The sequence below is a fragment of the Pseudomonas sp. HS-18 genome (assembly GCF_020401845.1).
Classification (GTDB): Bacteria; Pseudomonadota; Gammaproteobacteria; order Pseudomonadales; family Pseudomonadaceae; genus Pseudomonas; species Pseudomonas nitroreducens.
This window is the reverse complement of sequence record NZ_CP084413.1, coordinates 1236303-1262564: the sequence shown is the minus strand read 5'-3', so window position 1 is coordinate 1262564 and position 26262 is coordinate 1236303. Positions and strand designations below refer to the sequence as shown.

The following is a 26262-nucleotide window of genomic DNA, read 5'->3' as shown; positions in this document are numbered from 1 at the left end:
TACTACGACGGGTGGTGCTTAGTGCACGTCCTTCCAGTATTCGCGCTTGAGCAGGTAGGCGAACACGAAGAAGAAGGCCAGGAACAGCAGGACGTAGGTGCCGATGCGGTGGGAGTCCAGCTTGTTCGGGTCAGCCGAATAAGCCAGGAAGGTCACCAGATTCTTCACCTTCTCGTCGAACTGAGCCTCGGTCAGCTGACCGGTCTTCGGAACGACGGTCAGTTGGTCGCAGGCCTCGTGGGTCAGCGGGGTACCGGTCAGAGGATCGTACTGCTTCTTGCCATCCTCGACGACCTGAACCTGCTTGCAACCGACGACCTGGCGGCCCTGCAGGCTCACCAGCACGTTCGGCATGCCGACGTTCGGGAAGATGGTGTTGTTCACCCCCCAAGGACGCTTGGGATCTTCGTAGAACGAGCGCAGGTAGGTGTACAGCCAGTCGGCGCCACGCACGCGGGCTACCAAGGTCAGGTCCGGCGGAGCAGCACCGAACCATACCTTGGCGTCAGCAGGCTTCATGCCGATGTCCATGTGGTCACCGATCTTCGCACCGGTGAACACCAGGTGGCTCATCATCAGCTCTTCCGGAATACCCAGATCACGACCAACACGCTCATAACGCTGGAACTTGGCGCTGTGGCAGCCCATGCAGTAGTTGGCGAAGGTACGCGCGCCGTCCTGCATGGCGGCCTTGTCAGTCAGGTCGATATCGACGCGATCCAACTCAGGACCGGCCTCAGTGGCGGCAAATCCGAATACCGGCAGGAAAGCCAGAATCAATGCTGCGAATTGCTTTTTCATCAGCCAGTCACCCTTTCCGGAACCGGTTTGGTTTTCTCCATCCGGGTGTAGAACGGCATCAGGATGAAGAAGGCGAAGTACAGAATGGTGCACAGGCGGGACAGGGTAGTCCCCAGCGGCGACGGTGCTTGCGAGCCGTAGTAGCCGAGAACGACGAAGGACACCGCGAAGATCACCAGCCAGATCTTGCTCAGCCAACCCTTGTAGCGGATCGAGCGCACCGGGCTACGATCCAGCCACGGCAGCACGAACAGCACAGCGATGGAGGCGCCCATGGCGACAACGCCCATCAGCTTGTCCGGAACGGCACGCAGAATGGCGTAGAAGGGCGTGAAGTACCACACCGGAGCAATGTGCGGCGGGGTCTTGAACTGGTTCGCCATCTCGAAGTTGGGCTTCTCGAGGAAGAAACCACCCATTTCCGGGAAGAAGAAGATCACGGTGCAGAAGACAAAGAGGAAGACCACGACACCGACAATGTCCTTCACGGTGTAGTACGGGTGGAACGGGATGCCATCCAGCGGGATACCGTTCTCGTCCTTCTTCTTCTTGATGTCCACGCCATCCGGGTTGTTCGAGCCGACTTCGTGCAGCGCCAGGATGTGCAGCACGACCAGGCCGAGCAGGACGATCGGCAGAGCGATCACGTGCAGGGCGAAGAAGCGGTTCAGGGTGATGCCGGAGATCAGGAAGTCACCGCGGATCCACTGGGCCAGGTCTTCGCCGACCACTGGAATGGCGCCGAACAGCGAGATGATCACCTGGGCACCCCAGTAGGACATCTGGCCCCAGGGCAGCAGATAGCCCATGAAGGCCTCGGCCATCAGGGCGAGGTAGATCAGCATGCCGAAGATCCACACCAGTTCGCGCGGTTTCTGGTAGGAGCCGTACAGCAGGCCACGGAACATGTGCAGGTAGACGACCACGAAGAACGCCGATGCACCGGTAGAGTGCATGTAGCGGATAATCCAGCCGTAATCCACATCTCGCATGATGTACTCGACGGAGGCGAAAGCCTCTTCCGCCGACGGGGTGAAGCTCATGGTCAACCAGATACCGGTGAGGATCTGGTTAACCAGGACCAACAGTGCGAGGGAGCCGAAGAAGTACCAGAAGTTAAAGTTCTTCGGGGCGTAGTACTTGCTCAGATGGTCTTCCCACATCTTGGTCGCGGGGAAGCGGGCATCGACCCAAGCCATGAACTTGTTCATCAGGCTTTCTCCTGGTCCACACCGATGGTCAACTCATCACCATCCAGCGTATAGGGCGGAATCGGCAGGTTCAGAGGCGCAGGCTGCCCCTTGTAAACGCGGCCGGCGAGGTCGTAATGGGAGCCGTGGCAGGGGCAGAAATAGCCACCCTTCCAGTCCGGACCGAGGTCAGCAGGGGCGACTTCCGGGCGGAAAGTCGGCGAGCAGCCCAAGTGGGTGCAGATACCGACGATCACCGCCAGCTCAGGCTTGATCGAGCGAACCTTGGGATCGACGTAAGCGGGCTGCTCCGAAGCCTTCGACTCGGGGTCGGCCAGTTGCCCTTCGAGCGTCGGCAGCGCGTCCAGCATTTCCTTGGTGCGGTGCACCAGGAACACCGGCTTGCCGCGCCATTCGGCCACGACTTGCTGGCCCGGCTCGATCTTCCCTACGTTGACCTTAACCGGCGCGCCAGCGGCCTTCGCCTTGGCACTGGGGAACCATGACCCCACGAACGGGACCGCAGCTCCGACCGCTCCTGCCGCACCTACCACCGAAGTGGCCGCGACAAGGAAGCGACGCCGGCCTGCATTCACGCCGTCATTACTCATTCAGTCGTCTCCCATCAGCTTCAAGCCTGTTCAAATCAGGCTTTTAAGTAAAAATTCGAGCCGCGCAAAAAATTCGCCAAATGGTAAAGAAAAGCCCTTGTGATGACAAGGTAATAGCCTGTCACACAACCCCTGAAACCCTTGAACGACGCGGCCTGCGCGGATGCGACACCTTGCCGCACGAACTTATTGAAGACATAAAAAAACGCCCAGTCCAAAGGATCTGGGCGTTTTTTTCGAAGCGTCGTATTAACGCTTGGAGTACTGCGGACGCTTACGCGCTTTACGCAGACCGACTTTCTTACGTTCAACTTCGCGGGCATCGCGAGTGACGTAGCCGGCTTTACGCAGCGGACTGCGCAGGGTCTCGTCGTACTCGATCAGTGCGCGGGTGATACCGTGGCGGATTGCACCAGCTTGACCGCTTACGCCACCGCCAACGACGGTCACGTAGATATCGAACTTCTCGGTGTTCTCGGTCAGCTCGAGCGGCTGACGAACAACCATGCGAGCGGTCTCACGACCGAAGAACTGCTCGATGGAGCGGTTGTTGATGGAGATCTTGCCAGTGCCCGGACGCAGGAAGACGCGAGCGGTAGCGGTCTTACGACGGCCAGTGCCGTAATTTTGAGTCGCCGACATAATGAGCTATCCCGTTAAATCTTCAGTTCTTGAGGCTGCTGAGCGGTGTGCGGGTGGTTGGCACCCTTGTACACTTTCAGCTTGCGGTACATGTCGCGGCCCAGCGGGTTCTTCGGCAGCATGCCTTTGACGGCAGTCTCGATAACACGCTCAGGAGCCTTGGCGATCAGCTTCTCGAAGTTGATCGACTTGATACCGCCCGGGAAGCCCGAGTGATGGTAGTACATCTTGTCGGTAGCTTTGGCGCCAGTGACACGAACCTGCTCGGCGTTGATCACGACGATGTAGTCGCCGGTGTCAACGTGCGGGGTGTATTCCGGCTTGTGCTTGCCGCGCAGGCGGGTAGCAATCTCGGTAGCCAGACGACCCAGGGTCAGGCCAGCAGCGTCGACGACGAACCAGTCGCGCTTAACAGTTTCTGGTTTCGCGGTATAAGTTTTCATTCGTTATAGCCTCAGGGGCCGCCTGAAAATAAGACGGCGAATCTTACTGGACAGTGGTTGCCTTGACAAGTCAAGGACAGCCGAAGACAGACACGAATTGGGGCTCGGGTCGGTGTGCGTCCGTAACGACTAGATGTATCAATCGGCAGGCTTTGGCATCCCCCACCGATGAAAGGCTGCGGAATTATGCAGATTCCGGCAGAATTTTCAACTGTATGACGCACTTGTTTTCATGAGGAGACCCGCATGGAGTACCGCCCGCTCGGCCGCACCGAATTGAAAGTCAGCGCCCTCTGCCTGGGAACCATGACCTGGGGCGAGCAGAACACGCAGGACGAGGCTTTCGCCCAGATCGAGCGGGCCAAGGCCGCCGGTCTGAATTTCATCGATACCGCCGAGATGTACCCCGTCCCGCCACGTGCGGAAACCTACACCCGCACCGAGCAGATCATCGGCAACTGGTTCGCCCAGCGCGGCGATCGCACCGATTGGGTACTGGCCAGCAAGGTTGCCGGCCCCGGCAACTCCATCAGCCACATCCGGGACGGCCAGCCAAAACTCGATCGCAAGAACATCGTGGCGGCACTGGATGGCAGCCTCAAGCGCCTGCAGACCGACTGGATCGACCTGTACCAACTGCACTGGCCCGAGCGCAGCACCAATTTCTTCGGCCAACTGGGCTACCAGCACAAGGAAGAGAGCTTCACCGCGCTGGAAGACACCCTGGAAGCACTCGACGAGCAGGTCCGCGCCGGCAAGATCCGCCATATCGGCCTGTCCAACGAAACGCCCTGGGGCACCATGCGCTTCCTGCAGATCGCCCAGGAGCGAGGCTGGCCACGCGCAGTGTCGATCCAGAACCCCTACAACCTGCTCAACCGCAGCTTCGAGGTGGGCCTGGCGGAAATCGCCATCCGCGAGCAGATCGGTCTGCTGGCTTACTCGCCCCTGGCCTTCGGCATGCTCTCGGGCAAGTACTTCGGCGGCGCGCGCCCGGCCAATGCGCGGATCACCCTGTTCAGCCGCTTCACCCGCTATACCAATCCGCAGACCGCCAGCGCCTGCGACCGCTATGTAACCCTGGCCCGCGAGCATGGCCTGGACCCGGCACAGATGGCCCTGGCCTTCGTCACCAGCCGACCGTTCGTGACCAGCAACATCATTGGCGCGACCAACCTGGAGCAACTGGAGGCCAACCTCGGCAGCTTCGACCTCAAGCTCTCCGACGAGATACTGGCCAGCATCGAGGCGATCCACAAGGATCAGCCGAACCCGGCACCCTGACCGCGCGCAAAGAGAAAAGCCCGGCAATCGCCGGGCTTTTCTCTTGCCGCTGCCGCTTACAGCGCGCGAGCGATGATTTCCTTCATGATCTCGTTGGTGCCTGCATAGATGCGCTGCACGCGCGCATCCGCCCAGGCGCGGGCGATCGGGTATTCCCACATGTAGCCATAACCGCCATGCAGCTGTACGCATTCATCGAGCACCTTGCACTGCAGGTCGGTGGTCCAGTATTTGGCCATGGCCGCTGTCGGCACATCCAGCTTGCCTTCCAGGTGCTGCTCCAGGCAGCGATCGACGAAGACACGCCCCACCTGCACCTCGGTGGCGATCTCGGCCAGCTTGAAACGGGTGTTCTGGAAGTCCGCCACGGACTTGCCGAAAGCCTTGCGCTCGCGGGTGTATTCCAGCGTCCACTTCAACGCTGCCTCGGCCGATGCCAGGGCGCCGAGGGCGACCGTCAGGCGTTCCTGGGGTAGCTCCTGCATCAGGTAGATGAAGCCCTGTCCTTCCTTGCCCAGCAGGTTCTCCTTGGGGATACGCACGTCCTGGAAGAACAGCTCGGAGGTGTCCTGAGCCTTCATGCCCACCTTTTCCAGGCGCTTGCCCTTGCTGAAGCCCGGTGTGCCGGCTTCCACCAGGAACAGGCTGGTGCCCTTGGCGCCGGCCTTCGGATCGGTCTTGGCGACCACGATCACCAGATCGGCCAGCCAGCCGTTGGTGATGAAGGTCTTCGACCCATTGATCACGTACTCGTCGCCGTCCAGTACAGCGGTGGTCTTCACGCCCTGCAGGTCGGAGCCGGCACCCGGCTCGGTCATGGCGATCGCAGAGACCATCTCGCCGGAGATCAGCCTGGGCAGGTAGCGCTGCTTCAATTCCTCGCTGCCGTAATGAAGGATGTACGGAGCGACAATGTCCGAGTGCAACGAGAAGCCAATGCCGGTCAGCCCGAGACGGCCGATCTCCTCGATCACCACCGCGCTGTAGAGGAAGTCCGCCGCCATGCCGCCATACGCCTCGGGCAGGTGCGAGCAGAGCATTCCGGCCTCCCCGGCCTTGTTCCACAGTTGACGGTCGATATGGCCGTCCTTTTCCCACTGGGCGTGAAAGGGCACCGCCTCCTGTTCGAGGAACTTGCGGACGCTGTCGCGGAACAGTTCGTGATCGGAACTGAACAGGGTTCTGGGAATCATGCGGTGCACCTGCGAATCGGTTGTAGGAATTATTGGAAGGCCGACTGTAGGCCAGCCCGAACCGCTCTGCACTGGACACTTTCGCCAAAAAATAAGACGATCCAGCCGCATCATGACCGCTTTAGCGTCATGCAAAGACATCCATAAGAAGTACAAGAATCGATGCCCAATTCAGTTTCCCAGGTGCTGCGCCGCGTCAGCATCCTCGCCACCCATGGCGTCTTCGGCTCCACCCTGATGCAGGCCAAGGACTTCTTCCACATGGCCGCCCTGCGCCACGGCCGCCAACAGGGCCTCGGCCTGCAGCCCAGCTTCGAGACCCGCATCGTCAGCCCCGACGGCCAGCCGGTAATGAGCTTCAGCGGCGACCTGCTACCGGTGCACGGCGCCCTGGACGAGCCGGAACTGATCATCCTCCCCGCCTTCTGGGGCGACTTCGACGAACTGCTGACCCTCTACCCACAGGTAACGGCCTGGCTGCGCGAGCGTCACGCCGCCGGCTGCGTGCTCTGCGGTGAGGTCTCGGGGGTGTTCTGGCTCGCCGAGGCGGGCCTGCTGGACGGCAAGGAAGCCACCACCTACTGGCGCTTCTTCCGCGAGTTCGCCGAGCGCTACCCCAAGGTACTGCTCAACCAGGACAAGCACATCGCCGACGCTGACAACATCTACAGCGCTGGTGGCCTGACGTCGGTGCGCGACCTGTACATCTACCTGATCGAACGCTTCTGCGGCGCCACCGTCGCCCAGGGCGTGGCCCGCGACATCCTCTACGAGGTGCAGCGCAACTACACGCCAGGGCGCCTGGGCTTCGGCGGACAGAAACTGCACCACGACCCGGCGATCCTGCAGATCCAGCACTGGCTGGAGGAGCACTTCTCCGACAAGTTCCGCTTCGAGGATGTGGCCCGCGAGCACGGCATGAGCATCCGCAACTTCATGCGGCGCTTCCAGGCGGCTACCGGCGACAAGCCACTGCACTACCTGCAGCGTCTGCGTATCGAGACCGCGCGCAACCTGCTGTCCACGACCCGCAAGAGCATCAAGACCATCAGTTACGAAGTCGGCTACGACGACGCCAGCTTTTTCGCTCGGCTTTTCCGCCAGCACACCGGGCTGTCGCCGAATCATTACCGGCGCCAGTACGAGCAGAAGGAAGGCTGAAACAGGCCATCCCTAGGATGGGTTCACGGACTCGGGGGCGGCCCTATGATCGGGGCAGCTTCCGACAACAAGAACTTCACGGGATATCGCCATGCGCCGCTTTCTGCTTGCCCTCCTGACCGTCTTCAGCCTCAACGCTGTGGCGGACGACACCTGGAAACCCTTCCCCTACGACCAGAAGGCCTTCGACTACAGCGGTGACAAGCTGCGCGAGGCTTGGCCGCGACTGACCCGAGGCTTCGGCGCCAACTACCCGTTCCCGGACGCGGACTGGGTAGTGACCATGGCCACCCGGCATCCCGAAGCCCTGGAGAAGACTGTCGCCGCCGGCACCGGTTTCAGCGGCAAGCCGGAAGAAGCACAGGTCTACGCCGAGAAGCTGCAGGACGTGTGGCGCAAGGTGTTCCGCGGCGACTTCGCCCAGGCCAAGAAGGACGGCCTGGCATTGGGTGTCGGCGGCCAGGTGCCGGGGATGTTCGCCCAGGTGCTCTACGCCATGTTCCTCGCACCGAACCAGGACGATAAGCAACGCCTGCTGGAAGAAGTGATCAGCTACACCGACGAAGCCGGCCCGCTGCTCAACGCCGACCCCATCGCCCAGTTCGGCCGCGCCTACGCCAAGGCTCGCCTGGCAGAGGACCTGCCGGTGCCGGTGGTGCTCAAGCGCGGCTACACGAGCGAGATTCCCAAGGAACTGGACGCCCTGCTGGCGAAGCAGCCGAACCAGCCGTTCGCCCTGGCACTCTACGGTGGCTACGAAGCCGGCGTGATCCGCAAGGTCGGCAAGCTGGTGGGCAAGATGACCTACGGCGTCAGCGCGGACAAAATGGAGCAGTACTTCGCCCGCTCCTTCCGCGCCGCCGACGACCTGCCTATCGGTCACTACGAGTACGCCAACGCGCTGGGTTATGTGTACGGCGAAGATGAACAGCAGAAGGCGCTGGAGCAGCTGAAGAAAGCGGTGGCAATCAAGCCGATCAATGCCATGGAGGCGCTGGAAGTCGCCCACGCCCAGCAACTACTGAAGAAAGCGCAGCAGGAGATGGCCCAGCGCTGACTGGTTTTGTAGAAGCCGGCCTGCTCGCGAACCGTCCAACTCCCGAGCGGCCGGTGGAATTTTCGCGAGCAAGCTCGCTATTGCGAAGTGCTCAAACGAAAAGGCTGCCCGAAGGCAGCCTTTTTCATTTGCCGAACCATCAGGGACGGTGCGGGCGACTCAGGTATTCGTGGGACTGCATTTCCAGCAGGCGGCTCAGGGTGCGCTGGAACTCGAACTCCAGTCGGCCACCGGTGTACAGGTCCTTGAGCTCCACCTCGGCGGAGAGGATCAGCTTGACGTTGCGGTCGTAGAACTCGTCCACCAGGTTGATGAAGCGGCGCGCCATGTCGTCCTTGGCCACGCCCATCTGCTCGACGTTGGAAATCAGGATCGCGTGGAAGATCTTCGCCAGCTCGATGTAGTCGTTCTGGCTGCGCGGGCCATCGCACAGCTCGCGGAACTCGAACCAGGCCACGTCATCGCAGGTGATGCGCGCGCGGATTTCGCGGTTCTCGATCATCAGCGCGTCATCGCGGGTCGCTGCAGCGCACTCCGGGGTCAGCGCCTTGAAGTCGCGGGTCATGGCCTGGTCGGCCTGTTCGGACAGCGGCCAGTGATACAGCTCGGCCTGTTCCAGGGCGCGCAGGCGGTAGTCCACGCCGCTGTCGACGTTGACCACTTCGGTGTACTTCTTGACCAACGCGATGGCCGGCAGGAAGCGGGCGCGCTGCAGGCCGTCCTTGTAGAGGCCATCCGGCACGATGTTGGAGGTCGCCACCAGGCTGACGCCGTTCTTGAACAGCTCTTCCAGCAGGGTCGCGAGGATCATCGCGTCGGTGATATCGGAGACGAAGAATTCGTCGAAGCAGATCACCCGGGCCTCGTCGGCGAATCGCTTGCCGATGATGGTCAGCGGGTTCTTCTCGCCCTTGAGGGTTTTCATTTCCTCGTGGACGCGCTTCATGAAGCGGTGGAAGTGCGTGCGCATCTTCTGCTTGAAGGGCAGCGCTTCGAAGAAGGTGTCCACCAGGTAGGTCTTGCCGCGGCCGACGCCGCCCCAGAAATACAGGCCCTTCACCGGCTCCTGGGACTTCTTGCCCAGCAGTTTGCCGAACAGCCCGGACTTGCCCTTGTCGGCGGCGACCAGGTCGTCGTAGAGGCGTTGCAGGTGCTTCACGGCGTTCGCTTGCGCGGCGTCGTGGAAGAAATCGGGGCGTTTGAGGTCTTCCTGGTAGCGCTGAAGAGGCGTCATGATCGGTAGCAAGGCAACGAAAACGGGGGCGCACACTTTAGCGGCGCCCCCGTTTCTTGGCAATTGGCCGGTAGTCGGACCGGCCTGCTGCGCCTCACTCCTGCGGAGCGAGAGCCTCGCGCAGACGCTGCATGGCGGTGTCGCGCTCCGCGTCGGTGGAGAACTCCGGGCTATACGCCACGGCTTCGCCATCCAGGCGCACGCTGAAGGCGTTCAGTTCGGCGTGCAGGTCCAGTTCCTCGGACTGCAGGCGCTTGGTCACCTGGCCGGCGGCCTTGCCATCGGTGAAGGCGATGGACAGCAGCAGTTGCTCACCCGCGGCATCCAGCAGGCGGAAGCGGAAGCCGTCGTCCTCGCGGAAGCTGACGAAGCGCGCCGCCTTGGCAGCTTTCTTCTTGCCCTCGGTCGCCACCTGCACCTGCTCGCGGAACGAACGCAAGCCGACCGACTCGCGCAACTCGCCGAGGAACGGCGTCGCAATGCGGCGGGCCTTGGCGGCGCCGGCCAGGAGAATATCTTCCAGGTCGGCCGGGCGGGTGATCAGCGCGTGATAGCGCTCGCGGGCCTCGCCCAGCTCGTTGTCGAGCAGCTCGAACAGGCGCTGTTTGGCCTCGCCCCAGGCCAGGCCGCCGAGCAGTTCGGCGCGAAACGCGGCCTGTTGCTCGTGGGTGGAGAACGCCTGGTACAGGGTGAACAGGTGGGAGTTGTCCGGGTCCTTCGGCTCGCCCGGCGCGCGGGAGTCGGTGACGATGCGCGCCACGGCGTCCTTGAGCTGCTTGGCGCTGCCGAACAGCGGGATGGTGTTGTCGTAGCTCTTGGACATCTTGCGACCGTCCAGGCCCGGCAAGGTCGCCACGTCTTCCTCGATCACCACTTCAGGCAGGGTGAACAGTTCCTTGCCGTTGCCGAACAGGTGGTTGAAGCGCTGGCCGATGTCGCGGGCCATTTCCACGTGCTGGATCTGGTCGCGGCCGACCGGCACCTTGTGCGCGTTGAACATCAGGATGTCCGCGGCCATCAGCACCGGATAGCTGTACAGGCCCATGGTGACGCCGGCGTCCGGGTCTTCGCCGGCCTCGACGTTCTTGTCCACCGAGGCCTTGTAGGCGTGGGCGCGGTTGAGCAGGCCCTTGGCGCTGACGCAGGTGAGCAGCCAGGTCAGTTCGGGGATTTCGGGAATATCGGACTGGCGATAGAAGGTCGCCTTGTCAGCATCCAGGCCGCAGGCCAGCCAGGTGGCGGCGATTTCCAGACGCGAACGCTGGATGCGCGCCGGGTCATCGCACTTGATCAGCGCGTGGTAGTCGGCCAGGAAGTAGAAGGAATCTGCCTGCGGATCGCGGCTGGCGACGATGGCAGGGCGGATGGCGCCGGCGTAGTTGCCCAGGTGCGGAGTACCGGTGGTGGTGATGCCGGTCAGGATACGGGTCGTCATGGGAATCCAGGAATCAACACAAATGAAATGGCGGGCCGGATGGTAACGCGGCTTGGCGGCCTAGGCGAGCCGGGCCTGTATCAGGTCCTTGAGCTCGATCAGCTTGCCGTGGAAGAAATGGCTGCACTCGGGGATGCGGATCAGTTCGTGGGGCTTGGTGAGCTCCGCACTCCAGGCGTACACACGCTCGGGCGTGACTACTTCGTCGGCTTCGGGCTGGATCACCGTCAGCGGGCAGCGCTCGGGCAGGTCGACATCGAAGCGCTCCACCGGCGGCGCCAGCATGAACAGCTGTGCGAGTTCTGCGCCCTGCTCTTCCAGGCGCCCGGCAGCATTGCCGGCCACGCAGGAGCCGAAGGAGAAGCCCATCAGCGTCAGCGGCAGGCCCGGATGCTGCCCGGCCAGCCAGTGCGCGACGGCCAGCACGTCGTCGATTTCACCGCGGCCTTCGGCGTAACTGCCGGCGCTCTGACCCACGCCACGAAAATTGAAACGCAGGGTGGCGTATCCTGCATCCCGTGCGGCGCGTTGCAGGGTGGCGACCACCTTGTTCTGCAGGGTGCCGGCGAACAGCGGGTGCGGATGACAGATCAGCGCGACGCCCTTGGCATCAGGCGTGGCGAGGTGCAGGGCTTCCAGTTGGCCCTCGGGGCCATCGAGGAACAGGGGGATTTCGCGGGTGGTCAAACAACAGCTCCGTGACCCCGTGGCGGGTCGTCTCGTCTAGCTCAATACCTGCGCAGGCGGCGAAGCATTCGCCACGGTATACAAGCACAGGTGCAAGCCGCTAACGTAAAGCAAAGCCGTCTATAGAGGAAGGATTCGCGTGGAACAGTCCCTCACCACCTGGTTGCTGCCGCTACTCGCCCTGATCGTCGGGGTCGGCATCGGCTTTCTGATCGCCCGCCTGCTGCCCAACGCCGCGCCCAACAAGCTGCAGCGTCAGGTGGACGACATGCAGGATCGTTTCGATAGCTACCAGCGCGAAGTGGTGACCCACTTCAGCACCTCCGCCAGCCTGATGAAGAAGCTCACCCAGAGCTATCAGGATGTGCAGGAGCACCTGTCCGAGGGCGCCGAGCGCCTGGCCCTGGACGAACAGACCAAACAGCGCCTGCTGGCCGCCCTGCACGCCGACGAATACCCCGAGCGCCGCGAGCGCCTGACCCCGCCGGCGAACAACGAAGCGCCGCGCGACTATGCGCCCAAGACCGGCGACGGTCCGGGCACCCTGGACGAGACGTACGGGCTGAAAAGCAAGTACTGAGGTCTCCGCGCCAAGGAAAAAGCCCCGCCGATGCGGGGCTTTTTCATTCATGCTGCCAGAACTACCAGCGGAAGGTCACGCTCCCCAGCAGCGAGCGCTCTTCGCCCCAGTAGCAACGCCCGGCGTTGTTGCAGCCGGCGACGTATTCCTTGTCCAGCAGGTTCTTCGCATTCACTTCTGCGGACCAGTGCTCGTCTAGCTGGTAGCCGACCAGGGCGTCCACCAGGGTCACGTCGCCGGTATCCAGCTTGCCGTACAGCGATGCCGGGGTGTAGGCGAAGGTGCTGTCGAAGTGCCTCACGCCGCCACCCACACGAAACCCCTTGAGATAGCCGTCGAGGAAGCGGTAGGTACCCCAGGCCGACGCCTGGTTGCGCGGCACGCCGGTCATCTGGTGGTCCTCCAACAGTGAACCGGGGGCATCCTTGGTAATCCGCGAATCAGTGTAGGTATAGGACGCCGTCAGGCTGAGATTTTCGGTGATGTCGCTGTTGACCTCCAGCTCCAGCCCCTTGGAACGGCTTTCACCCACCTGCCGGTAGTCGCCGACCGTGCTGTCGTAGATCACATCGTCGGTCTTGCGCAGATCGTAGACCGAGGCGGTCATCGAGGTATTCCAGCCCTTGGGCTCGTACTTCACGCCCACCTCGTACTGCTCGCTGGTCGTCGGGTCGAGAGTGCCCGATTTGCTCGACGTCTGCTGGGTCGGAGCGAAGGCGGTGGAGTAGCTGGCATACGGCGACAGGCCATTGTCGAACTGGTACATCAGGCCCGCCTGCCAGGTGAAGTCATGGTCCCAGTAGTCCAGGTCTGCCAGCCCGTTGGTGGTGCCGGCGCGGTTGCGGTACTGGCTGTTGACCTCGTCAAGGCGCCCGCCCAACAGAGCGACCCAGTTGTCGTAGCGGGTCTGCAACTGGCCGTAGAGGCCATACATCTTCTGTTCCAGCAGCGCGTCCTGAACATGGATCGGCGTGCTTGGCTTGACTGTCCACACCGGGTCAAACACGTTCACCGAACCGCCGGCACCGGCGTCCCAGTCCTGGTTGAATGAAGTACGGTCGAAACTTGCGCCCACCAGCACGGTGTTGGCCAGCTCGCCGGACTGGAAGTGCCCCTCGAACTGGTTGTCCAGCGAGTAGGTCATCGACTTGTTGTAGCGGTCGTACGCCGTGTTGTTGACGTTGGTACCGAAGCCAGCGTTGTTCAGGCTCCCCGGCCACATCTCGCGGCGGTCGATACGCGACTGCATGTAGCGTGAGTTCTGGCGGAACTGCCAGGTATCATCGATCTGGTGGCTGAACTCGTAGCCCAGGGTCCAGGCTTCGCGCTCGAACTTGTCCCAGTCCGGGTTGCCCGACAGCGTGTCCTTGTCGATCTTGCCATTGGGGTTGTGCAGCAGCTTGCCGGCCGCCGGATAGCCCAGCTCCATCAGCGTGCGGTCGCGCTGGTAGGTAGAGAGCAGTGTCAGAGTGGTGGCATCGTCGAAGTTGAAGGTCATCGATGGCGCGATATAGATGCGGTCATCCGGCTGGTGATCGACCTGGGTATCGGCGTCGCGGCCGAGCATCACCACGCGACCGAGAATGTTGCCTTCATCGGTCAGCGGGCCGGAAACGTCCACGCCCAGCTGCTTGCGGTCATGGGACCCGTAGGTGAGTTGGACCTCGCCGCGCGGGTCGGCGGTGGGCCGCTTGCTCACCAGGTTGACGATGCCTCCGGGAGCATTTTCCCCGTAGAGGATCGAGGTCGGCCCACGGAATACCTCGACGCGTTCCAGGCCATAAGGCTCGCTGGTGGTGTCGTAGCGATTGCCCTGCACCCGCAAGCCATCGCGCAGCAGGCCATAGCCCCAGTCGGTGGCATTGAAGCCGCGGATAAAGAACAGATCGCCGGCCAAGCCATCACCGGCAGCGAACGGCGGGGCGAAGATCCCCGGCACATAGCCCAGCACATCGGTCAGCGTCTGCGATTGCTGATCGACCATGCGCTGGCGGGTCACGACGGAGATCGAGCGAGGTGTCTCCGCCAGGGAAGTGCTGGTCTTGCCCGCCGTGGAGCTGACCTTGGCGTTGTAGCCGTTGTCGTCCAGTTGCTCGGCGCCGGTACCGCTACCGATGATCGAGGTCGAATCCATCTGCAATACGGTACCGTTCGGGTCCGGTTGCAGGACGTAGCCGCCGGACGCCTGCGGCACTGCCTGCAGGCCCGTGCCATCGAGCAGCAACGCCAGGGCGCGCTCGATGCTATAGCGACCATCAAGCCCCTTGCTGGTCTTGCCGGCGGTCAGATCGTTGTGGCCAACCAGGTAGATGCCAGCCTGGCCGCTGAACTGGTTGAGCGAGGCCGCCAGGGCCCCCGGAGCGATGTGGTATTCGCGCAGAACAGCCTGTTCCGTGCCCGAAGCCGCTTGAGCCGACTGAATCGGGTTCAGCGCAACGAGGCTGCACAGCGACAACGAGATGGCCAGCGCCAGCGGCCGCCGGACGAAGGGGCGCGAGGAGGAAATGAGCGAATGCATGGAATTCCCTGGTTCGGTGCAGTGGGTAAAAGTACGTTTCTGAGGAATGACCGAACGGGGAACTGAAAAGGGAACCGCGGCGGAAAGTTTTTTTCGTGAGACGTCAGACGGACTCGATGCTCACCCACCACGGTGTCAGGCGCTGGACCTTGACCGGCAATGCCGCTGCCAGCAGGCGCAGCGCCTGGTCACTGTCGTCCAGGGGGAAGGCCCCCATCACCGGCAACTGCGCGACTGCCGGATCACAACCCAGGTAGCCGTGGCGATAACGGCCCAGCTCTTCGACCAATTGCCCCAGCGACATGTTCTCGGCGGTGAGCACGTGGCGTACCCAGGAATCCCCTGCCGTCTGTGCCGGCAACACCTCGCCGATGGCGATGCGCGTGAAGTCAGCGCGTTGGCCGGCTTCCAGTACTCGCTTCTCGCCACTCTCCGCGGTGCGGATTTCCACTGCGCCGGTGTAGACGTTGAGGCGCGTAGAGTCGCCCAGTTGCCTGACCGCAAAGCGCGTGCCCAGTGCGCGCAGACGCCCCTGCTCAGTATCGACAAGGAAGGGCCGGTGCGCGGCATCCCTGGCGGTGTCCACCAGCACTTCGCCGAAACGCAGCCGCAACAGGCGCTGGTCCGGGCCGAAGTCTGCATCCACCGCACTGATCGCCGCCAGCCAGAGATGGGTGCCATCAGCAAGGATAGCCTCGCGAGTCTCGGCAGTACTGGTGCTGTAATCGGCACTCCATCCTTGCACCAACCTCGGCAACGCGGTACTGCGCCAGGAGCCCCAGCCGAGCAGCAGGCCGCCGCTGAGCACCAGCAGTCCCTTGAGGCCCTGGCGACGCGAGAGCTGGCGCTCGCCACTGGCCTTGAGCACCCGCCCCGCCAGCTGTCTTTCACCCTGTAGCGGTGCGAATCGTTGGCCTATGCGCTCGACGTAGTGCCAGGCGGCCTGGTGCTCGGCGTGCAGGTCGAGCCATTGGCGCCATTGCGCATGGAGTTGCACGCTGGGATTTTCATCCTGCAGCAGCACGTACCAGTTCGCCGCCTGCTGCAGGCTGGCGTGGCTGAGCTTGTCGTCGCGACCGTTCACTCCACCAGCACTCCGTCCAGCTCGGCTTCCAGCACCACGCAGTGCAGGAACGCCTGGGCGAGATATTTCTTCACCATGCGCTCGGACACCCCCAGCTCCACAGCGATTTCCCGGTACGGCAAGCCATCGATCTGCGCCAGCAGGAAGGCCCGGCGAGCTCTGGCGGGCAGACGCAGAAGCATCGCGTCCACCTGCTGCAATGTTTCCAGGATCAGCGCCAATTGTTCAGGAGACGATTGCACCGCCTCGGGCTGGGCGGCCAGGGACTCCAGCCACGCCTGCTCCAGCTGCAGGCGGCGCCACTGGTCGATCACCAGGCCGCGGGCAATGGTCGCGAGGTAGGTGCGCGGTTGCTCGAGATACACCGCGATGCCCTTGGCACGCACCGTGAGCACGCGCAGGAAAGTGTCCTGGGCGAGGTCGGCGGCACGCTGCGAGCAGCCCGTCTTGCGACGGATCCAGCCTTGCAGCCAGCCATGGTGATCGGCGTAGAGGCGGTGCATGTCGTGATCCGCGAGTTGTGTACGACCCAGTAGCGACACCACCGCACCTGCCATTCAGCAAATAATAATCAGTCGCATTATATGCAGGTATCGATCAACGGCAATAGCCATCTGCCAGCGAAGGCTTTGCGCATGACAATCGACCGGGCCGCCCGCCACAGCGGCTCCCACAAGAACGTCAGGCATGAAAAAGCCCCGCAGGTGCGGGGCTTCTTCAGTTCAGCGCTGTGCGATCAGATCGCGCCGCGCTGGCGCAGCAGGTCGAGGACCGCCTTGACGCCCTCTTCCACCGACTGGCTCTGGGTGTCGATCACCAGATCGGCATCCAGCGGCACATCGTAGGGGAAGGACTCGCCCGGGATGTTGTCCTGGCCGGCGGCATACAGGCCTTGCGGGTCGCGTTCGCGGCAGACCTGCGGGGAAGCCTGGACGTAGACGGTGATGAAGCGCTCGGCTCCGATCAGCGCCTTGGTCTGCGCGCGGCCTTCGGCGCTCGGGGCGACGAAGGCGCACAGGCTGATCAGGCCGGCTTCGTTGAACTGCTTGGCCACATGGGCGGTACGCTGCCAGTTCTCGTTGCGACCGGCGCGGTCCTGCGGCAGGCCCTTGTTGAGGTCGTGGCGCAGGTTCTGGCCGTCCAGCACATAGACCGCGCGACCCATGTCGAACAGCTTGCGCTCCACCGCATAGGCCAGGGTGCTCTTGCCGGCGCCGGAGAGGCCGCTGAACAGCACAGTAGCCGGCTGCTGGCCGAATCGCGCAGCACGCTCTTCACGGGCTACATGGCCGTTGCTGTGGTGGACGGAAGCCCCCTGCCCGGCCTGCGGCGCGGCGATGATCATGCCGGCGCCGACGGTGCCGTTGGTCAGGCGGTCGACCACGATGAAGGCACCGGTGGTGCGATTCTGTTCGTAGCCGTCCAGCGCGATCGGAGCATCCAGGCTGACCTTCACGCGGGCGATCTCGTTGAGCTTGAGTTCGCTGGCGGCGGTCTCTTCCAGGGTGTTCACATCCACCTTGTGGGTGATGCTCGGGATCGAGCCCGGGACATAGCTGGTGGCGCGCTTGATGTCGTACTTCTTGCCCGGCAGCATCGGCTCTTCGGCCATCCATACCAGCATGGCGTCGAAGCCGTCGGTGACCTGCGGACGGTTGTCGGCATGCACCAGCATGTCGCCGCGGGAGACGTCGATCTCGTCTTCCAAGGTCAGAGTGATGGCCTGGCCCGGACCTGCCTGCTCCAGCTCACCTTCGTAGGTGACGATGGACTTGACCTTGCTGCCCTTGCCCGACGGCAGGGCAATGACTTCGTCGCCTTTGCGCACGATGCCGCTCGCCAGGGTGCCGGCGAAGCCACGGAAGTTCAGGTTCGGACGGTTGACGTACTGCACCGGGAAGCGCATGTCGTCCAGGTTGCGGTCACCCGCGACTTCCACGGTCTCGAGGATTTCCATCAGCGACTGGCCGGTGTACCACGGCGAGCGCTCGGACTTGTTGACCACGTTATCGCCCTTCAGCGCCGACATCGGCACGAAGTGCAGGGAATTGGTCTTGAGGTTGATCTTGTCGGCGAACTGCAGGTAGTCGGCCTTGATCTGCTCGAATACGCCCTGGTCAAAGCCCTTGAGGTCCATCTTGTTGATGGCGACGACGATGTGCTTGATGCCCAGCAGCGAGGCGATGAAGCTGTGCCGGCGGGTCTGGGTCTGCACGCCGTAGCGGGCGTCGATCAGGATGATGGCCAGGTCGCAGGTGGAAGCACCGGTAGCCATGTTGCGGGTGTACTGCTCATGGCCGGGGGTGTCGGCGATGATGAACTTGCGCTTGGCGGTGCTGAAGTAGCGGTACGCCACGTCGATGGTGATGCCCTGCTCGCGCTCGGCCTGCAGGCCGTCGACCAGCAGCGCCAGGTCGACGTCATCGCCGGTGGTGCCGACTTTCTTCGAGTCGCGGGTGATGGCCTCGAGGTGGTCCTCGTAGATCATCTTGGAGTCGTGCAGCAGGCGCCCGATCAGGGTGCTCTTGCCGTCGTCGACGTTGCCGCAGGTGAGGAAGCGCAGGAGTTCCTTGCGCTCGTGCTGGGCCAGGTAGGCGAGGATGTCCTCGCTGATCAGATCGGATTGATGCGACATGGTGCGAGAACCTTAGAAGTAGCCCTGACGTTTCTTTTCTTCCATCGAGCCGGCGGCATCATGGTCGATGACCCGGCCCTGGCGCTCGGAAGTCCGCGTCAGCAGCATTTCCTGGATGATTTCCGGCAGCGAAGTAGCGGTCGACTCCACCGCGCCGGTCAGCGGGTAGCAGCCCAGGGTGCGGAAACGCACCATCTTCTTCTGGATGCTGGCCTTCTGCTCGGGCGTGAGGTGCTCGAGGATGCGTTCGTCGTCGATCATGATCAGCGAGCCGTTCATCTCGATGACTTCGCGCTCTTCGGCGAAGTACAGCGGAACGATCGGGATCTGCTCGAGGTAGATGTACTGCCAGATGTCCAGCTCGGTCCAGTTGGAGAGCGGGAAGACGCGGATCGACTCGCCCTTTTTCACCTTGCCGTTATAGACGTTCCACAGTTCCGGACGCTGGTTCTTCGGGTCCCAGCGGTGCTTGCTGTCGCGGAACGAGTACACCCGCTCCTTGGCGCGGGATTTCTCCTCGTCGCGGCGGGCACCACCGAAGGCGGCGTCGAAGCCGTACTTGTCGAGCGCCTGCTTGAGGCCCTCGGTCTTCATGATGTCGGTGTGCTTGGCGCTGCCGTGGGTGAACGGGTTGATGTCCTGCGCCACGCCATCGGGATTGATGTGGGTAATCAGGTCCAGGCCGTATTCGCTGACCATCTTCTCGCGGAAGCGGTACATCTCCTGGAATTTCCAGCGGGTGTCGACATGCATCACCGGGAACGGCAGCTTGCCGGGGAAGAAGGCCTTGCGTGCGAGGTGGAGCATCACCGCGCTGTCCTTGCCGATCGAGTACAGCATCACCGGGTTGTCGAATTCGGCGGCGACCTCGCGGATGATGTGGATGCTCTCGGCCTCCAGCTGTTTCAGATGCGTCAGTTTGTCGACCATGGCTACTCACGGAATTGCTTATGGACGGCCGGCGGGCCGTAGACGAGCGCGCACTCTATCACAGCGCAAGGCTCTAACCGGCGGGCGGGTTATACCGAAAAAATATACTTATATAGCCATACGCGCTCAGTCACCCTCAGCGCTTCGCGCCCGCCGACGAGGTGTTTGAGGAAGGCCCTGAACCCCATCTCATCGACGCTTGAGATGCCATCGCCCGACATTGGTGTCGCAAGACTGAAGGACTTTTCCTGCAACAGTCTCGCAATGTCCCGGCTTGTGCCCGCGCGGCACTGCGCTAGCATAGCCGGCACGTTTTCCTGCCCCAGAAGATTCCCCATGCGCCGCATCGCTTTCGCCCTGCCTTTACTCGTCCTGGTCTCTGCGTGCAGCAGCAAACCGACTCCCGCACCACAACCGGCTCAGAAGCCCAAGCCCCCCACCCTGATCACGCCCAGCGCCCACCCGGCGTTCGGCTCAGTACAACCGATCACCCCGCTGCGCGGTGACTACGCGAATAATGCCAACGCCAATCGCTTCATCGACATGATGGTGAGCAAGCACGGCTTCAACCGGCAGGACCTGCACGACCTGTTTGCCCAAACCCAGGAACTGGACTGGGTGATCCGCCTGATGGACCGCCAGGCCCCGACCTACACCCCGCCCAGCGGCCCGAACGGCGCCTGGTTGCGCTACCGGAAGAAATTCATCACCCCGGATAACGTGCAGAAGGGCGTACTGTTCTGGGACCAGTACGAGGCGGACCTGCAACGCGCCTCGCGCACCTACGGCGTGCCACCGGAAATCATCGTCGGCATCATCGGCGTGGAAACCCGCTGGGGCCGCGTGATGGGCAAGACGCGGATCATCGACGCACTGGCCACCCTGTCGTTCTCCTACCCGCGCCGCGCCGAATTCTTCAGCGGCGAGTTGGAGCAGTTCCTGCTGCAGGCGCGCAAGGAAGGCGACAATCCGCTGGAGCTGCGCGGTTCCTACGCCGGCGCCATGGGCTACGGGCAGTTCATGCCCTCATCCTTCACCCAGTACGCAGTGGACTTCGACGGCGACGGCCACCGCGACCTGTGGAATCCGCGCGACGCCATCGGCAGCGTGGCCAACTACTTCAAGCAGCACGGCTGGGCCACCGGCGATGCGGTGGCGATCCCGGCCATCGGCCAGGCCCGCTCGCTGGAAGATGGCTTCAAGACTCAGTACTCGATCAGCGCCCTGTCCGCTGCCGGCCTGCGCCCGCAGGGCTCGCTGGGCAATCACCAGACCGCCAGCCTGCTGCGCCTGGACATGGGCAACACCTACCAGTACTGGTACGGCCTGCCGAATTTCTATGTGATCACCCGCTACAACCACAGCACGCACTACGCCATGGCGGTGTGGGAACTGGGCAAGGCGGTGGACCGCCAGCGTCACGGCTACCGCTGAGGCGCCATGAAAAAAGCCGGCTCAAGGAGCCGGCTTTTTTCATGGCGCCGAAGAGTCAGGCAGGGTTCGGGCAATCGATGAACAGGTGCTCGATGGCAAAGCGCTTGGCCAGGTAATCCCCCAGCGCCTGCACACCGTAGCGCTCTGTAGCGTGGTGGCCGGCGGCGATGAAGCTGATGCCATTCTCCCGCGCGCTGTGCACAGTCTGTTCGGAAACTTCGCCGGTCAGATAAGCATCGACGCCCGCGGCGATCGCCTGGTCGATGTAGCCCTGGGCGCCACCGGTGCACCAGGCGATGCGACGGATCGGCTGGCCGCCATCCACCAGCAACGGCTCGCGACCCAGCACATTGCGCACATGGAGCGCCAGATCGCTCGGCAGCATGGGTTCGACCAGCGAGCCTACCAGGACGATGGAGCGCGGGTTGCCGGGCTCCAGCGGCCCTTCGATCTCGAAACCGAGTTGACGGCCGAGCTGCACGTTGTTGCCCACCTCGGCATGCAGGTCCAGCGGCAGGTGATAGGCCAGCAGGCTGATGTCATGGTTCAGCAGGGTCTTCAGGCGTCGCTGCTTCATGCCGACCACCCGGGCATCCTCGCCCTTCCAGAAATAGCCGTGGTGGACCAGCACCACATCGGCGTCCGCTTCCACGGCGGCATCCAGCAGCGCCTGGCTGGCGGTGACACCGGAAACGATGCGCCGCACCTGCGGCCGGCCCTCGACCTGCAGGCCGTTGGGGCAGTAATCCTGGATCTTCGCTGCCTCCAGGAAACGGTCCGCTTCCTCGACCAGCGTGCTCAGTGCGATAGCCATCGAAATTCCTCCAACATCGGCTGCGAGCGTCTATTTTCTTGGCTCGCCGCCCGTATAATGGCCGCCACCCTATCGGCCATCCCCCGGCCAAGCAACCCCAAGGATTTTCTTCGATGCTGAAGGCCCTGCGTTTTCTCGGCTGGCCCGTGCTGGTTGGCGTCCTGTTGGCGCTGCTGATCATCCAGCATAACCCGCAATGGGTCGGCCTTCCGCAGCAGGAAGTGCACCTGCAACAGGCTCCACTGCTCAGCCGCATCCAGCAAGGCCCGGTCAGCTACGCTGACGCCGTGACCCGCTCCTCGCCTGCAGTGGCCAATCTTTACACCACCAAGATGGTCAGCAAGCCGAACAACTCCATGCTCGACGACCCGCTGTTCCGGCGCTTCTTCGGCGATAACCTGCCGCAACAGAAGCGCATGGAATCGAGCCTGGGTTCGGCAGTGATCATGAGTCCCGAAGGCTATCTGCTGACCAACAACCACGTGACCTCCGGCGCTGACCAGATCGTCGTGGCCCTTCGTGATGGCCGCGAGACCATCGCCCGCCTGGTGGGCAGCGACCCGGAAACCGACCTTGCAGTGTTGAAGATCGACCTCAAGGACCTGCCTTCGATCATGCTCGGCCGCTCCGATGGCATCCGCACCGGCGATGTCTGCCTGGCCATCGGCAACCCGTTCGGCGTCGGCCAGACCGTCACCATGGGCATCATCAGCGCCACTGGCCGCAATCAGCTGGGCCTGAACACCTACGAAGACTTCATCCAGACCGATGCGGCGATCAACCCCGGTAACTCCGGCGGCGCGCTGGTGGACGCCAACGGCAACCTGATCGGCATCAACACCGCGATCTTCTCCAAATCCGGCGGCTCCCAGGGCATCGGCTTCGCCATTCCGACCAAGCTGGCTCTGGAAGTCATGCAGTCGATCATCGAGCACGGCCAGGTGATCCGCGGCTGGCTCGGTGTGGAAGTGCAGCCGCTGACCCCGGAACTGGCCGAATCCTTCGACCTCAAGGACAAGGCCGGCATCGTCGTCGCCGGCGTCTACCGCGACGGCCCCGCCGCCAAGGCCGGCCTGCTGCCGGGCGACATCATCCTGAACATTGATGGCGAGGCCGCCAGCGATGGCCGCCGCTCGATGAACCAGGTGGCGCGCACCAAGCCGGGCGAGAAGATCACCATCGAAGTGCTGCGCAACGGCAAGCCGGTAACACTCAACGCCGAAGTCGGCCTGCGCCCGCCGCCCGCGCCCAACGCCAATTGATACCGGGCTCTTTTCCGGAGTCATGAAAAACGGCGCCCTCGGGCGCCGTTTTCGTTACCAGCGAAAGCCTTACAACTTCAGTCGCAGGGCATCGATCAGAGCCTGGTTCTGCTCCTCGGTGCCGATGCTGATGCGCAGGAACTGGTTGATCCGCTGCTGCTTGAAGTGACGCACGATCACGCCCTCTTCGCGCAGGGCCGCGGCCAGTTCAGCACCGTCACGCTGCGGGTGGCGGGCGAAGATGAAGTTCGCCGCCGACGGCAGCACCTCGAAGCCCAGGGTCTTGAGCTCGGCCACCAGCTTCTCGCGGCTGTGGATAACCGCGCTGCAGGTCTGCTCGAAGTAGGCCTGGTCCTCGAAGGACGCCACCGCACCGGCCAGCGCCAGGCGGTCCAGCGGGTAGGAGTTGAAGCTGTTCTTCACCCTTTCCAGCGCTTCGATCAGGTCTTCATGCCCCACCGCGAAACCGACCCGCAGGCCCGCCAGCGAACGCGACTTGGACAGGGTCTGCGCCACCAGCAGGTTCGGGTAGCGGTCGACCAGGGAAATCGCGGTCTCGCCACCGAAGTCGACGTAGGCCTCGTCCACCAGCACCACGCTGTCCGGGCTGGCTTGCAGCAGGCGCTCGATGGCTCCTAGCGGCAGCAGGCAACCGGTGGGCGCGTTGGGGTTGGGGAAGATGATGCCGCCGTTCGGGCGTGCGTAATCCTCGGCGCGTATCTGGAACTGCTCGTCCAGCGGCAGCGCTTCAAACTCGATGCCGTAGAGACCGCAGTAGACCGGATAGAAGCTGTAGGTCACGTCGGGGAACAGCAGCGGCTTGCCGTGCTGGAACAGCGCGTGGAAGGCGTGGGCCAGGACTTCGTCCGAGCCGTTGCCGACGAAGACCTGGGCGGTCTTCACACCGTGGTATTCGGCGATAGTCTGCTTCAGGCGGTCAGCGTTCGGGTCCGGATACAGGCGCAGCGTGTCGTTCAGCTCGGCCTGGATCGCGGCGACCACCTTCGGCGACGGGCCGTAGGGGTTTTCGTTGGTGTTCAGCTTGACCAGCTTGGCCAGCTTTGGCTGCTCGCCAGGAACATAGGGCACCAGTTCCTTGACGAAGGGGCTCCAGAATTTGCTCATGGGTTACTCACTCTTGCCGTCAAGGATGCGGAATTCGGCGCTGCGCGCGTGGGCGGTCAGCGACTCGCCACGGGCCAGGATCGACGCGGTCTTGCCCAGCTCGGAAGCGCCCGGCGCGGAGCAGAAGATGATCGAGGAGCGCTTCTGGAAGTCGTACACGCCCAGCGGCGAAGAGAAACGCGCGGTGCCGGAGGTCGGCAGCACGTGGTTCGGGCCGGCGCAGTAGTCGCCCAGCGCCTCGGCGGTGTAGCGGCCCATGAAGATGGCGCCGGCGTGGCGAATCTTCGGCAGCCAGCTTTCCGGGTCGGCCACCGACAGCTCCAGGTGTTCCGGGGCGATGCGGTTGGCAACCTGGCAGGCCTGCTCCTGGTCGGCAACGAGGATCAGCGCGCCACGGTTGGTCAGCGAGGTACGGATGATCTCGGCGCGTTCCATGGTCGGCAGCAGTTTCTCGATACTGGCGGCGACCTTGTCGAGGAAGGCGGCGTCCGGGCTGACCAGGATCGACTGGGCGTCCTCGTCGTGCTCGGCCTGGGAGAACAGGTCCATGGCGATCCAGTCCGGATCGGTGCCGCCGTCGCAGACCACGAGGATTTCCGACGGGCCGGCGATCATGTCGATGCCGACCTGGCCGAACACGTGGCGCTTGGCGGTGGCGACATAGATGTTGCCCGGGCCGACGATCTTGTCCACCTGCGGCACGCTCTCCGTGCCGTAGGCCAGCGCGGCCACGGCCTGGGCGCCGCCGATGGTGAAGACGCGGTCGACGCCGGCGATGCAGGCGGCAGCCAGGACGATTTCGTTGATTTCGCCGCGCGGGGTCGGTACCACCATCACCACTTCGGCGACGCCGGCGACCTTGGCCGGAATGGCGTTCATCAGCACGGAAGACGGGTAGGACGCCTTGCCGCCCGGCACGTACAGGCCGGCGCGATCCAGCGGGGTGACCTGCTGGCCGAGCACGGTGCCATCGGCTTCGGTGTAGCGCCAGGAGTCCTGCTTCTGCTTCTCGTGGTAGCTGCGTACGCGCTCGGCGGCGACTTCCAGAGCTTCGCGCTGAGCCGGGGTGATGCGGGTCAGGGCCAGCTCCAGGCGCTCGCGCGGCAGGATCAGGTCGGCCATGGTCTTGGCGTCGACACCGTCGAAGCGTTGGGTGAATTCCACTACGGCAGCGTCACCGCGCTTGCGCACGTCGGCGATGATGTCCAGCACGCGCTGGTTCACCGCATCGTCGGACACGCTTTCCCAGGAGAGCAGATGGTCCAGATGACGCGCGAAGTCCGGATCGGCGGCGTTGAGTCGACGGATAGCGAAGGGTGCGGTCATAGCTGGCCTCTTTAATTGGCATGATCTCGGGCGCCGCAAGACTATCAAGCCTTCCGTGCGGGCACCCGAGAAAATTTGGCTATGACACGGATAGGGCCGAAAAGCTGCTCCCTGCGTTTTCGGCATTCCCGCCATCCTTGGCGGGCTCTGCCGCGACCGGGGTCGCGGTGGGTATCAGTGACGGTGTCGAGCTTCGACGGCTTCGCGCAGGGTGTCGATCAGCGCCTGGATGCGAGCATGCTGCATCTTCATCGAGGCCTTGTTCACCACCAGGCGCGAGCTGATGTGCGCGATCAGTTCCTGGGGCTCCAGGCCGTTCGCACGCAGGGTGTTACCGGTGTCGACCACGTCGATGATCTTGTCGGCGAGGCCGATCAGCGGTGCCAGCTCCATGGAGCCGTACAGCTTGATCACGTCGACCTGGCGACCCTGCTCGGCGTAGTAGCGCTTGGCGACATTGACGAACTTGGTGGCCACGCGCAGACGCCCCTTGGGCTCCGGCGCACCGACCGCACCGGCGGTCATCAGCTTGCAGTTGGCGATCTTCAGGTCCAGCGGCTCGTACAGGCCCTGGCCACCGTACTCCATGAGCACGTCCTTGCCCGCCACGCCGAGGTCGGCGGCGCCATGCTCGACGTAGGTCGGCACGTCGGTGGCGCGCACGATCAGCAGGCGCACGTCATCGAGGGTGGTGGGGATGATCAGCTTGCGGCTCTTGTCCGGATTCTCGGTCGGCACGATGCCTGCCGCTGCAAGCAGCGGCAGGGTGTCGTCGAGGATACGGCCCTTGGACAGGGCAATCGTCAGCATCGTCTG

24 protein-coding genes are annotated in these 26262 nt (G+C 63.3%); 6 read left to right on the top strand and 18 right to left on the bottom strand.

From position 1 onward, the window contains the following. Nucleotides 1-18 precede the first annotated feature (18 nt). The 5 genes from LDJ84_RS05935 to rplM all read right to left on the bottom strand — a co-directional run bounded on the left by LDJ84_RS05935 (nt 19) and on the right by rplM (nt 3687). Entirely contained in the window at nt 19-801 is a 783-nt protein-coding gene (locus LDJ84_RS05935; protein WP_084358267.1) for a cytochrome c1, read from the bottom strand. Next, entirely contained in the window at nt 801-2012 is a 1212-nt protein-coding gene (locus LDJ84_RS05930) for a cytochrome b (RefSeq protein ID WP_017518118.1), read from the bottom strand. The genes LDJ84_RS05935 and LDJ84_RS05930 overlap by 1 nt, the downstream gene beginning before the upstream one ends. Beyond that, nucleotides 2012-2602: a ubiquinol-cytochrome c reductase iron-sulfur subunit gene (petA, locus tag LDJ84_RS05925; protein WP_024764049.1), complete on the bottom strand. Its 591-nt coding sequence runs from the start codon at nt 2600-2602 to the stop codon at nt 2012-2014. The genes LDJ84_RS05930 and petA overlap by 1 nt, the downstream gene beginning before the upstream one ends. Before the next feature lie 249 nt (nt 2603-2851). Then, entirely contained in the window at nt 2852-3244 is a 393-nt protein-coding gene (rpsI, locus tag LDJ84_RS05920) for a 30S ribosomal protein S9 (RefSeq protein ID WP_017518120.1), read from the bottom strand. 14 nt (nt 3245-3258) lie between these two features. Continuing rightward, entirely contained in the window at nt 3259-3687 is a 429-nt protein-coding gene (rplM, locus tag LDJ84_RS05915) for a 50S ribosomal protein L13 (protein ID WP_015475857.1), read from the bottom strand. Nucleotides 3688-3933: 246 nt separating this feature from the next. Between rplM and LDJ84_RS05910 the strand changes: the two genes are divergently transcribed. Then, nucleotides 3934-4971 carry an NADP(H)-dependent aldo-keto reductase gene (locus LDJ84_RS05910; RefSeq protein WP_024764048.1) on the top strand — a complete coding sequence of 346 codons (1038 nt, stop codon included), beginning with the start codon at nt 3934-3936 and terminating at the stop codon, nt 4969-4971. A 56-nt stretch (nt 4972-5027) separates the two neighbouring features. On the opposite strand, the gene LDJ84_RS05905 is transcribed toward LDJ84_RS05910, so the two are convergent. Then, the gene (locus LDJ84_RS05905; protein WP_169888205.1) at nt 5028-6173 is read right to left on the bottom strand and encodes an acyl-CoA dehydrogenase family protein; all 1146 of its coding nucleotides are present in this window, start codon (nt 6171-6173) and stop codon (nt 5028-5030) included. A 252-nt stretch (nt 6174-6425) separates the two neighbouring features. Between LDJ84_RS05905 and LDJ84_RS05900 the strand changes: the two genes are divergently transcribed. Both LDJ84_RS05900 and LDJ84_RS05895 read left to right on the top strand, forming a co-directional pair. Continuing rightward, the gene (locus LDJ84_RS05900; RefSeq protein WP_162484002.1) at nt 6426-7325 is read left to right on the top strand and encodes a GlxA family transcriptional regulator; all 900 of its coding nucleotides are present in this window, start codon (nt 6426-6428) and stop codon (nt 7323-7325) included. Nucleotides 7326-7416: 91 nt separating this feature from the next. Beyond that, on the top strand, nt 7417-8382 hold the full coding sequence (locus tag LDJ84_RS05895) for a hypothetical protein (protein WP_065083915.1): 966 nt from the start codon (nt 7417-7419) through the stop codon (nt 8380-8382). Nucleotides 8383-8521: 139 nt separating this feature from the next. On the opposite strand, the gene zapE is transcribed toward LDJ84_RS05895, so the two are convergent. From zapE to LDJ84_RS05880, 3 genes are all read right to left on the bottom strand, one after another. Beyond that, complete coding sequence (gene zapE / locus LDJ84_RS05890) at nt 8522-9616, bottom strand: cell division protein ZapE (RefSeq protein ID WP_037009786.1); 1095 nt, start codon at nt 9614-9616, stop codon at nt 8522-8524. Between the two features lie 94 nt (nt 9617-9710). Beyond that, the gene (locus LDJ84_RS05885) at nt 9711-11051 is read right to left on the bottom strand and encodes a tryptophan--tRNA ligase (protein WP_193452727.1); all 1341 of its coding nucleotides are present in this window, start codon (nt 11049-11051) and stop codon (nt 9711-9713) included. A gap of 60 nt (nt 11052-11111) precedes the next feature. Then, a complete protein-coding gene (locus LDJ84_RS05880; protein WP_038803239.1) occupies nt 11112-11738 on the bottom strand; it encodes an alpha/beta hydrolase in 627 nt (208 codons plus the stop codon). Nucleotides 11739-11877: 139 nt separating this feature from the next. Here LDJ84_RS05880 and LDJ84_RS05875 point away from each other — a divergent pair, with 139 nt between their 5' ends. Beyond that, nucleotides 11878-12318, top strand: a complete 441-nt coding sequence (locus tag LDJ84_RS05875) for a YhcB family protein (protein WP_045209602.1) — start codon at nt 11878-11880, stop codon at nt 12316-12318. A 61-nt stretch (nt 12319-12379) separates the two neighbouring features. Here LDJ84_RS05875 and LDJ84_RS05870 read toward each other — a convergent pair whose 3' ends face one another. The 5 genes from LDJ84_RS05870 to cysD all read right to left on the bottom strand — a co-directional run bounded on the left by LDJ84_RS05870 (nt 12380) and on the right by cysD (nt 19485). Next, nucleotides 12380-14836 (bottom strand): TonB-dependent siderophore receptor, encoded by a 2457-nt coding sequence (locus tag LDJ84_RS05870; protein ID WP_226046065.1) that lies wholly within the window; start codon nt 14834-14836, stop codon nt 12380-12382. A 103-nt stretch (nt 14837-14939) separates the two neighbouring features. Then, nucleotides 14940-15920: a FecR domain-containing protein gene (locus tag LDJ84_RS05865; RefSeq protein WP_024764040.1), complete on the bottom strand. Its 981-nt coding sequence runs from the start codon at nt 15918-15920 to the stop codon at nt 14940-14942. Next, nucleotides 15917-16423, bottom strand: coding sequence for a sigma-70 family RNA polymerase sigma factor (locus LDJ84_RS05860; RefSeq protein WP_024764039.1), 507 nt, complete (start codon nt 16421-16423; stop codon nt 15917-15919). Before LDJ84_RS05860 ends, LDJ84_RS05865 begins: the two co-directional genes overlap by 4 nt. 233 nt (nt 16424-16656) lie before the next feature. Next, entirely contained in the window at nt 16657-18555 is a 1899-nt protein-coding gene (cysN, locus tag LDJ84_RS05855) for a sulfate adenylyltransferase subunit CysN (RefSeq protein ID WP_024764038.1), read from the bottom strand. A 12-nt stretch (nt 18556-18567) separates the two neighbouring features. Next, a complete protein-coding gene (gene cysD, locus LDJ84_RS05850) occupies nt 18568-19485 on the bottom strand; it encodes a sulfate adenylyltransferase subunit CysD (RefSeq protein ID WP_037009793.1) in 918 nt (305 codons plus the stop codon). 336 nt (nt 19486-19821) lie between these two features. Between cysD and mltB the strand changes: the two genes are divergently transcribed. Then, nucleotides 19822-20919 carry a lytic murein transglycosylase B gene (gene mltB / locus LDJ84_RS05845; protein ID WP_226046064.1) on the top strand — a complete coding sequence of 366 codons (1098 nt, stop codon included), beginning with the start codon at nt 19822-19824 and terminating at the stop codon, nt 20917-20919. Between the two features lie 55 nt (nt 20920-20974). Here the strand turns inward: mltB and LDJ84_RS05840 are convergent, their stop codons facing one another. Continuing rightward, a complete protein-coding gene (locus LDJ84_RS05840; RefSeq protein ID WP_226046063.1) occupies nt 20975-21733 on the bottom strand; it encodes a Nif3-like dinuclear metal center hexameric protein in 759 nt (252 codons plus the stop codon). 113 nt (nt 21734-21846) lie between these two features. Between LDJ84_RS05840 and algW the strand changes: the two genes are divergently transcribed. Then, a complete protein-coding gene (gene algW, locus LDJ84_RS05835; protein WP_024766531.1) occupies nt 21847-22995 on the top strand; it encodes a Do family serine endopeptidase AlgW in 1149 nt (382 codons plus the stop codon). Between the two features lie 69 nt (nt 22996-23064). Here the strand turns inward: algW and hisC are convergent, their stop codons facing one another. The 3 genes from hisC to hisG form a co-directional block, all read right to left on the bottom strand. Continuing rightward, on the bottom strand, nt 23065-24120 hold the full coding sequence (hisC, locus tag LDJ84_RS05830; RefSeq protein WP_024766532.1) for a histidinol-phosphate transaminase: 1056 nt from the start codon (nt 24118-24120) through the stop codon (nt 23065-23067). A gap of 3 nt (nt 24121-24123) precedes the next feature. Further along, a complete protein-coding gene (gene hisD / locus LDJ84_RS05825) occupies nt 24124-25446 on the bottom strand; it encodes a histidinol dehydrogenase (RefSeq protein WP_037009800.1) in 1323 nt (440 codons plus the stop codon). Between the two features lie 174 nt (nt 25447-25620). After that, on the bottom strand, nt 25621-26256 hold the full coding sequence (gene hisG / locus LDJ84_RS05820; RefSeq protein WP_024766534.1) for an ATP phosphoribosyltransferase: 636 nt from the start codon (nt 26254-26256) through the stop codon (nt 25621-25623). Nucleotides 26257-26262: the final 6 nt, after the last annotated feature.